Genomic DNA, 8,626 nt, shown 5'->3' on the forward strand with positions numbered 1-8,626 from the left:
GCTGAGGTTTCCGTCTGTCCCGCTTAAAATACGCTTGACGTATAGTACGTATAACGTACTATATAGCGACAGGCGGCCGCCTCTATCGTCACCCTCCACTTAAGGAAGCACACTAATGGCTATCGAAGTATTGGAATTGCACCATCATGGCTTGCGCATGCCTCTGAGCCTGGTTGAGGCCATGGGCGCGTTTTACCGCGACGTCCTGGGCCTGGACGCCGACGCCGGCCGCTGGCACATCCCCGGGGTGCCCGGGTTTTTCCTGGACCTGGGCAACGACTGCCAGATCCATCTGCTGGGCAACGACGGCGTGTCGCCGTACGCTCAGGGCGCGGATCAGGATCCGGTGGACAATCATGTGGCGCTGGCGGTGCGGGACATCGCCCAGGCGGAGGCGGAATTGCTGCGGCAAGGCATCGCCCACTGGCGGCAGGCCAACGTCGCCGCGCCGGAATTGACGCAGTTGTTCCTGCGCGATCCGGCCGGCCACCTGATAGAGCTGCACCAGATCGGCCATTGCCGCTGCAAGGCCAGCGACCGCGCCCGCGCGGACGCCTTGGCGGCGGCCGGCGCTCAGCCCAGCGCGCCGCGCTGAGAAAGCGGCCTCAGTCCGCTTTCAGCCGGCACCACACTTTGGCGAGCAAAGGCCAAAGCGCCGCGCATTCGCTCTCGTCCAGCGCCTCGGTCAGGCGCTGGCAGGCGCGCCAGAAGCCCGGCAGCGCCTGTCTCAGCAGTTCCCGGCCGGCCTCGGTCAGGCTCAGCCCCAGGCTGCGGCGGTCTTCGTCGCGCAGTTGCCGTTGCAGCAGACCGCGCCGTTCCAGCCAGTCCAGCTGGCCGGTGACGGTGGAGCGGGTCACGCCCAGATAATCGGCGATCGCCGACGGGGTCAGCGGCCCGTTCCGCCACCAGCCCTGCTCTTGCAGCGAAAACAGCATCAACACGTTCAGCTTGCTCTCGGTCACGTCCAAGGCCTGCAAATCCGCGTTCACCGCGCCCAGCACGTCGTCGCTCAGCCACAGCAGCAGCAGGCCGAGCCCGGCGCGGGTCCGGCTCACCTCCTCGCCGGCGCTGTGCGCCAGCAATTGCAAATGAGGGGCGATGGCCGGCTCCAGTTCGCGCGCGGCGGAAGAATCGGACGGGGAAAGAGGGGCGGTGGCGTCGGCGGACATGGCTTCAAGACATTGAGGAGGAATCAAACCCGCGGCGGGCCTTGCCGGCCGCGGAAGCGAGGGCAACGCGCGGCGCTCCCGCGGCTATCATAGTGGCCGGCCCGGCGCGACGCAAACGCCCGCCGGGCCCGGCCGCTCAGGGCGCCGGCTTCCAGGCGGACTTGCTGGCCGCCTTCTTGAAGATCTCGCGGTTGCGGTCCGTGGCCGGCGGCTCGGAGTCGCCGAAAATCGCCCGCATCCAGTGGCCGTCGGTGGGATTGGGCATCAGGATGAATTTGCGGCCGAACAGCTCGCGGTCCTCCTCCATCAAACGCGCGCGCTCGTCCACATCCTTCACATAGTATTTGCGCTGAAAATCATTGAGATTGTCGCCCAACATCGCCACCACATGGTATTGGGCGGCGATCTCCTTCTGCCGCGGCTCCTTGTTGGAGCTGTCGCGCAGAATGGTCACGTGCTTTTCGTCGACGAAGGGAAAACCGGCGGCCCGCAGATTGCCCAGCGCGTATTCATAGGTCTTGTCGCCCTGATCGCGGCTGCTGACGTAGAACACTTCCACCCCCTGGGATTGGGCGTAGTTGAAGAAGTCCAGCGCGCCGGGCGTGGCGGTCAGCTTGTTTTCCGGAATCCATTTGTCCCAGATCGCGTCGTCGAAGAAATCCCGGTCCTGCTGGATCAGATAGCCCCAGTAATTGACGGCGTTGAGCACGGTGTCGTCGATGTCGGTGATCACGGCCAGCGGTTTGTCGCCGGGCTTGCGCGCCGCCAGCGCCTGATCCAGCCGCATCCGCGCCAGATTGAAAGCCTGATGGTAGAGCGCGCGGTATTCCGCCGCGGTCTGCTTCCAGGCCGCGGCGGCGATCAGCAGATTATTGCCGCCGTTGCCGGACGGGCCGTTGCGATTGTCGGCCTCGGCGGCCTGCGCGCCGTGTCCTACGCTGAGCGCGCACAAGGCGGCGATGGCCGCGCGGCTGAGCTTGTTCATGGAGATCTCCTTTGTCGTTTGGTCTTGTCCAGGTTCCGGTCATGCCGGAACCTGGACAATCTACCCTGAGACGACCTGGCTTTGAACCTGTTTATGATCTCGCGAGCTCAGGCGAGACAAGGCGTTTTCAACGCCGTATCGCCGACGCGCAGCAAATCGTACGCAGCTTCTTAAAAGCGCAGTTCGGTGGCCAGCATATAACTGCGGCCGCGCGCCGTGCTGTTGGGCGAAATGTCGGGCGACTGCGACGGAAGCGAATTCAAAGTGTTCAGCGGCTCGGAGTAGCTGCGGTTGGCCAGGTTGCGCACGCCGGCGCGGATCAGCCATTGCTTGTTGACGCGATAGCTGGCGTAGAGGTCGATGATGACCGGATTGGCCTTCTGCTCCTCCTTGAGATAGGCGCTGGTACTGTCGTCCTGCAATTGGTCCGGCGACAGCCGGCGGTTGGCGCCGTCGCGCTTGAACAGCGCGCCCACTTCCAGCTTGCGCTCCAGCCAGCGGCTGCCCAGGTCCAGCGTGTAGTACTCGTCCGGCAGCTCGCTGACATTGCCGACGGAGAACATGCCGCTGGCGAAGGAGGTCGGCTGACTGGTGTGCTCGCGGCTGTAAGACAGCCGCGCGTAGACGAAGCCGGCGTCGTAGTCCGCCTCCAGCTCGAAACCGCGGGTGCGCACCGGGGTCAGCGAATTGGTGTAGATGGTCATGCCGTCGTTGTAGTCGTCGGAACTATTGGACCAAAACTCGTCCAGCGTGCACTTGCGTCCGCCCTTGCACACATTGAAGGCCTGGCTGGAGATGTAGTCGGCGATGCGGCTGCGGTAGAACAGCGCCTTGGTGCGCAGGGTGTCGCGCTCGCTCAGCAGGCCGTGGAACATCGACGTCACGCCCAATTGGTAGGTTTCGGCGCGTTCGCTTTTCAGGAAAGGGTTCATCGACTGACCGCCGGAATTGGCGAAGAAGACCTCTTGCGGATTCGGCCCGCGCATGGTGCGCGCATAGCTGGCGAAGGGCTGGAACCAGGGTTTGATCTCGGCGGACAGCAAGAGCGAGGGGTTGAACGCGCTTTCTTCCAGCTTGATGTCGGCCGCGCCTTGCGGGAAGCATTCCACGCGCGGATCGCAAGCCGGCTTATGGCCGCTGAGCGCGAAGCGGCTGTAGTTGAGATCAGCCTGCAGCGTGTAAATGCCGCGGCGGAACTCCAGGCCGGTGAACAGGCTGCGGATTTCCTGGCGGCCGGCCGGCGCGAATATATTGTTTTCTATCGCCTGCTGGTTGGCGTCCGGGTTGTCGTCGGTGCTTTGCACCATGCTGTTCACATTGCGGGTGAAGCGGTTGCGCATCCACTTGCCGCCGACGCTCAGCGTGGCGTCGCCGCCGGCCAGGCTGAAACGGCTGCTGTTGCGCGCTTCCAGCGCGTCGCCGATGTTATCGGTGCTGCTGTTGTAGAAGCTGAACAGGGAACCGCGCTGATAGGCCTGGCGGCCGCGGCCGTGGCTGGCCAGCACGGAAAAGTCCAGCCATTCCGAATGCGGGGTGTAGTTGTACTTCAGGTAGAAGTCGTCGCTCTGGATGTCGCGGCGCACGAAGTTGTTGCGGTAGCGCCGCGCGGACAGTTCCGCCTCGTGAACATCGCCCACGCGCAGATTGGCCTTGAACATCTGCGACTGCGGGTTCTGGGTGAAGTGCTCGTCGTAGCCGAAGCCGAAGGCCTCGCTGTCCACGCCCTGGGCGTTGCGATAATTGCCGCCTATCGAGCTGCTGCTGATCGCCCCCAGCAGGCCGAAGCGCACGCCGGGCGCCAGTTCCGTCCGCGCCGCGCCGGCCGCCATGCCGCTGCGGCCCAGGCCGTTGCTGCCCACGCTGTACTTCAGGCGCGCGCCCTGCTGTTGGCCGTCGAAGATCACGTCTTCCACGCCCAGGGTGCGGAAGTTGGCGCTGCCCGCCAGCGCGTTGACGCCGCTGGCGCCGCCGCCGGTGCCGCGCGTGACGTCGACGCCGACGATGAAGTTGGGATCGATCAGCGCGCCGAAGGAACTTGACGGCGCTGCGCCGTGGCTCAAGGAGGACGGCGCCGAACCGTAATAGTTCTGGCTGACGCCGTCTATCATGGTGTTGACCCGGCCCAGGCCGCTCAGGCCGCGGATATTGACGCTGACCGCGCCCTGGCCGGGGTCGATCTGGGTATAGGTGCCGGGAATCCCGCGCAGGATGCTGTCCAGCGATTGCAGCTTGGTGTTTTCACCGCGGCTGCTGACCGCGCCGGGTTTCTCCAGCGCGCGCTGCTCGTCGCTCAGCGCGTCTCCGGACACCACCAAAGGTTTGAATTCAACATTCCCCTGCCCGGCGGCGCTCTCCGCCGCGCTGGCCGGAGCGGCTGCCACCGCCAGCGCGGCGCCGACCAGCCGGGCCATCATTTTCTTTTTCACAAGCAAACTCTCCACAGTGATCGCCGTCCGCCGCGTCAGGCGCGAAAACGGACGGCTTGGAACAGGAGAGCCGCGGGCCAGGCGGCCAGGCGGGGGACGAAATGGACATGGTGACGGGCTCCAGCCCGCCGCCGGCGCGGCCGGCGACGGGGATCAAGATTAGCTTCCGGCTTGCGCCGCGGACGGGGACGGCGGCTCGGCGTCCACCGTCAGCAGGAAGGCGTAATCGCGCGCCGCCGCCTCCAGCCGGTTCAAGCGGCCGGACTGGCCGCGATGGCCGGCCATCATGTCGGTGAACAGCAACAGGCGCTGGCCCGGCCATTGCCGCTCGCGCAGCTTGGCCACCCATTTGGCCGGCTCCCAGTACGACACCTGGCCGTCGTGCAGGCCGGCGCTGACCAGCAGATGCGGGTAGCGTCGCGCGGCCACATTGTCATAGGGGCTGTAGGCCTTGATCCAGCGGTAGGCCTCGGCCCGTTCCGGATTGCCCCACTCCCCGTACTCGCCCGTGGTCAGCGGCAGCGTCGGGTCCTGCATGGTGGAGAGCACATCGACGAAGGGCACTTGCGCCACCACCGCGCGGAACAGCTCCGGCGCCTGGTTCATCGCCGCGGCCACCAGCAGGCCGCCGGCGCTGCCGCCCATCGCGTACAAGCGGCCGGGCGCGGCATAGCCCTGGCGCAGCAGGCCGCGGCCGGCGTCCACGAAATCGTTGAAGCTGTTGCTCTTGCGTTCCAGCTTGCCCTGGCGGTGCCAGTCCTCGCCCAGTTCCCCGCCGCCGCGCACGTGGACGATGGCGAAGACGAAGCCGCGATCCAGCAGGCTGAGCTGCTGGCTGCCGAAGGCGGCGTCCATGCTGGTGCCGTAAGCGCCGTAGCCATAGGCCAGCAAGGGATTGCCGCCTTTGCGGAACAAGGATTTGCGGTAGACCAAGGACACCGGCGCGCGCGCGCCATCGCGCATCGTCAGCCAGACCCGCTCGCTGCGATAGTCCCCGGCCCGATAGCCGGCGATCGCCTTGCGCTGCAACAGGCGGCTGCCGCCGCCGGCCATGTCCCACTCATAGGTGGAGGTCGGCGTGCTCATCGAGGAATAGCCGTAACGCAGGCGGCCGCTGTCCGGGTCCGGGTTGTAGGCCAGCCAGGCGCGGTAGCTCGGGTCCGGGAAAGCCAGGCTGCGCTCCTCGCCGCTCCGCCAGGCGATGCGGCGGATGCGGGTCAGCCCGTCCGCGCGCTCCTTAACCACCAGGTAGCGTCGGAACAGCTGGAAGCTGTCCAGCTCGCGCTTGGGGTCGGGCGGCAGCACCGCCTCCCAATCCGCGCCCGGCGCCGCCGCGCGGTACAGGCCGAAGCGCCCGCCCTCGTGGTTGGAACGCAGGTAGAAGCGGTCGCGGTAGTGATCCAGATAGTATTCGCGGCCCGGCCGGCGCGCGGCGAAACGCCGCGGCGGCGCGTCCGGCGCATGCGCGTCCAGCAGCCAGGTTTCCGAGCTGTCGGCGCTGCTGGCGATCAATTGCAGATAGCGGCGCGAGGCGGTATTGGACAGGTTCAGCGAGAAGGCCTCGTCGTCTTCCTGGTAAACCAGCGCGTCCCGGCTCTGCGGCTGGCCGGGGCGATGGCGGTAGAGCTGGTAGGGACGCAGGGTTTGCGGGTGCAGCTTGACGTAAAACAGGCTGCCGCCGTCTGCGCTCCACTGCAGGCTGCCGGACGCCTGCTCCAGCGTTTCCGGCAGCCAGCGGCCGCTGGACAGATCGCGCAGCGACAGCCGCGAGGCGCCGCGCGCGCCCAGGTCTTCCGCCGCCGCCAGCATGGGCCGGCCGGCGGCCACGCTCCAGGCGCCCAAGCGGTAGTAACGCTGGCCGGCGGCGCGTTCGCTCCCGTCCAGCAGCAACTGCCAGCGGCCGCCGGCGGCGGGCTGACGCTCCAGCCGCGGCTGCTGGCCGCCCGGCGCATAGCTTTCGCGATAGCGCCAGCCGCCGTCGACAAAGGGCGGCGAGCTGTCGCGCTCGCCGATGCGCGCCCGCATCTCGGCCAACAGCGTGCGGCGCAGCGGCGCGGCGGCCGCCAGCTGGGCTTCGGCGTAGCGGTTTTCCGCTTCCAGATGAGCCAGCACGTCCGGCCGGCTGCGGCTGTCGTCGCGCAGCCAGGCGTAGTCGTCGACGCGCACGTCCCCGTGCGCTTCCAACTTTTGCGGCCGGCGTTCGGCCTGCGGCGGCGCGTCCGCGGACGCGGCCGGCGCGAACGCCAGCAAGACGCCGGCCAGCGCCGCCGCGGACAGATGGGAATTCAACTTCATGCGAACCTCGATTCAGGATGCGCGCCGCCGGCGGCGACGCGAAAAACCGGATGGATAGGCGCTACAGGACGGGAGCGGAACCGGGCTTAAGATTCGCTCAGCTCGAAGCGCATCGGCAGGCTGACGCTGACCCGGCCGCCCTTGAGCAGATCCGCCGGCGGCGCCGGCAAGGGCTGGGCGCGCTGCAGCATGGCGGCGGCCTCGCGGTCCAGCGAGGCGGTGCCGGAGCCGGCCAATTGCTGGCTGGACAAAACCCGGCCGTCGGCATCGACGACGAAGCTCATCTTGACCACCCCGTCGCGGCGGCGGCGGCTGGCGTCTTCCGGATAACGGCGGAAACGCGCCAGATGGCTTTGCACCCGTCCCTCCCAGCTCTGCTTCAGCGCGCGCGCCGCGCCCTCGCTATTGAACGGCGCGGCGGCGACCTCCCCGGCGTCGGCCCGCGGCGCGGCGCTGCTGGCGGCCGGCGCGGATTGCGAGGCCTGCTCGCTGTCCCGCGCCTCCGCCTTGTCCGCGGGCTGTTCCCGGCTTTGCCGCGCCGCCAACAGCCGCGGCGCTTCCGCCTCGGCCAGTTTGGGCAGCCGCTCCGGACGGCGCTCGGCCTTGGGCCGGCTGGCGGCGGCGGCCAGGCTTTGCTGCGCGCCGGTGGGCAGCGGACGGCTGGACGGCTCGGCGCTGACCTCCGCGGCCCACACCCGCATCACGGCGGCCGGCGCGGCCGGGGCCGGAACCGGCTCGGCCACGGACAGGTATAGGCGCAGCGCCAACAGCGGCGCCCCCAGCGTCAGCAGACAGGCGTTGCCCCAGCTGGCCAGCGGCAGCGGCGAACGATCCCATGCGGCGACGGCCATCTCAGCCGCCCTCGCGGGCGACCAGGCCGACGCTCAGATAGCCGGCCTCGCGCAAAGCGTCCATCACCGCCATCACGTCTTCGTAGCGCGCCAGGCGGTCTGCCTGGAAAAACAGCGGGGTGTCGCGACGGCCGCCGCTGTCGCGGTCCAGCCGCGCGGCCAGCTCCGCCAGCGTCACCGGCTGCTTGCCCAGTTGCAGCGAGCGGTCCTGATTCATCGTCAAATAAAGGGGCTTGTCCGGCCGCGGCTGCTGGCGCGCGCTGGAGGCCGGCAGTTCGATCCGGGTGTCCACGGTGGACAGCGGCGCCACCACCATGAAGATGATCAGCAGCACCAGCATCACGTCGATGAAGGGGGTGACGTTGATATCGGACAGCTCCGCCAGGCCCTCGTCCTGGCTGCTGGGAAAACCGCCGGCCATTCAAGCGCTCTCCACGCGGACGTCCAGCTCGCGGCTAAGCAGCAAGAGCGCCAGGCCGGCCGCCTGCTGGCTGCGGCCTTTGTGCCGGGCCAGCGCGCGGCTGAACAGGTTGTAGATCACCACGGCGGGGATGGCGGCCACCAGGCCGACGGCGGTGGCGAGCAAGGCCTCGGCGATGCCCGGGGCCACGGTGGCCAAGGAGCTGCTGCCGCTGCGGGCGATGCCGACGAAGCTGTTCATGATGCCCCACACCGTGCCGAACAGGCCGACGAAGGGCGCCACCGCGCCTATGGTGGCCAGCAGGCCGATGCCGGCGGCCAAGCGCCGCCCCTGCTCCGCCTGCCATTGCTCCAGCCGGAAGCCCGCCCGCGCCTGCACGCTGTCGCGCGGCGCGCCGGGCGAGGACAAGCGCAGCTCGGCGTCGGCTTCGGCCAGCAAGCCGCGGGCCGGCTCGTGCGCCGGCTGCGCGGCGCAGCCGG

Annotated in this window: 8 protein-coding genes; 1 reads left to right on the top strand and 7 read right to left on the bottom strand. The window is 68.2% G+C overall.

Features of this window, described 5'->3' with window-relative positions; all coding sequences use genetic code 11:
- Positions 1 to 115: 115 nt before the first annotated feature.
- Positions 116 to 595: a VOC family protein gene (locus tag ACODSD_RS16785; RefSeq protein ID WP_227107373.1), complete on the top strand. Its 480-nt coding sequence runs from the start codon at positions 116 to 118 to the stop codon at positions 593 to 595.
- 10 nt (positions 596 to 605) lie between these two features.
- On the opposite strand, the gene ACODSD_RS16790 is transcribed toward ACODSD_RS16785, so the two are convergent.
- The 7 genes from ACODSD_RS16790 to ACODSD_RS16820 all read right to left on the bottom strand — a co-directional run.
- Positions 606 to 1,169, bottom strand: coding sequence for a MarR family winged helix-turn-helix transcriptional regulator (locus tag ACODSD_RS16790; RefSeq protein ID WP_107799936.1), 564 nt, complete (start codon positions 1,167 to 1,169; stop codon positions 606 to 608).
- A 136-nt stretch (positions 1,170 to 1,305) separates the two neighbouring features.
- Positions 1,306 to 2,154 (bottom strand): 5'-nucleotidase, lipoprotein e(P4) family, encoded by an 849-nt coding sequence (locus ACODSD_RS16795; RefSeq protein ID WP_107799937.1) that lies wholly within the window; start codon positions 2,152 to 2,154, stop codon positions 1,306 to 1,308.
- A 170-nt stretch (positions 2,155 to 2,324) separates the two neighbouring features.
- On the bottom strand, positions 2,325 to 4,580 hold the full coding sequence (locus ACODSD_RS16800; RefSeq protein ID WP_488877873.1) for a TonB-dependent receptor domain-containing protein: 2,256 nt from the start codon (positions 4,578 to 4,580) through the stop codon (positions 2,325 to 2,327).
- Positions 4,581 to 4,739: 159 nt separating this feature from the next.
- Positions 4,740 to 6,875 carry a S9 family peptidase gene (locus ACODSD_RS16805; protein WP_488877874.1) on the bottom strand — a complete coding sequence of 712 codons (2,136 nt, stop codon included), beginning with the start codon at positions 6,873 to 6,875 and terminating at the stop codon, positions 4,740 to 4,742.
- Between the two features lie 86 nt (positions 6,876 to 6,961).
- A complete protein-coding gene (locus tag ACODSD_RS16810; RefSeq protein ID WP_488877875.1) occupies positions 6,962 to 7,726 on the bottom strand; it encodes an energy transducer TonB in 765 nt (254 codons plus the stop codon).
- Position 7,727: 1 nt separating this feature from the next.
- A complete protein-coding gene (gene exbD / locus ACODSD_RS16815) occupies positions 7,728 to 8,147 on the bottom strand; it encodes a TonB system transport protein ExbD (protein WP_488877876.1) in 420 nt (139 codons plus the stop codon).
- A partial coding sequence (locus ACODSD_RS16820; protein ID WP_488877877.1) for a MotA/TolQ/ExbB proton channel family protein occupies positions 8,148 to 8,626 on the bottom strand: 479 nt, incomplete at its 5' end.

It is taken from the genome of Chromobacterium sp. FG22, from assembly GCF_057809415.1.

Excerpts from the sequence above, each read along its gene's own strand:
- ACODSD_RS16785 (WP_227107373.1), top strand. The coding sequence starts at position 116 with ATGGCTATCGAAGTATTGGAATTGCACCATCATGGCTTGCGCATGCCT.
- ACODSD_RS16790 (WP_107799936.1), bottom strand. The coding sequence starts at position 1,169 with ATGTCCGCCGACGCCACCGCCCCTCTTTCCCCGTCCGATTCTTCCGCC.
- ACODSD_RS16795 (WP_107799937.1), bottom strand. The coding sequence starts at position 2,154 with ATGAACAAGCTCAGCCGCGCGGCCATCGCCGCCTTGTGCGCGCTCAGC.
- ACODSD_RS16805 (WP_488877874.1), bottom strand. The coding sequence starts at position 6,875 with ATGAAGTTGAATTCCCATCTGTCCGCGGCGGCGCTGGCCGGCGTCTTG.
- ACODSD_RS16810 (WP_488877875.1), bottom strand. The coding sequence starts at position 7,726 with ATGGCCGTCGCCGCATGGGATCGTTCGCCGCTGCCGCTGGCCAGCTGG.
- exbD (WP_488877876.1), bottom strand. The coding sequence starts at position 8,147 with ATGGCCGGCGGTTTTCCCAGCAGCCAGGACGAGGGCCTGGCGGAGCTG.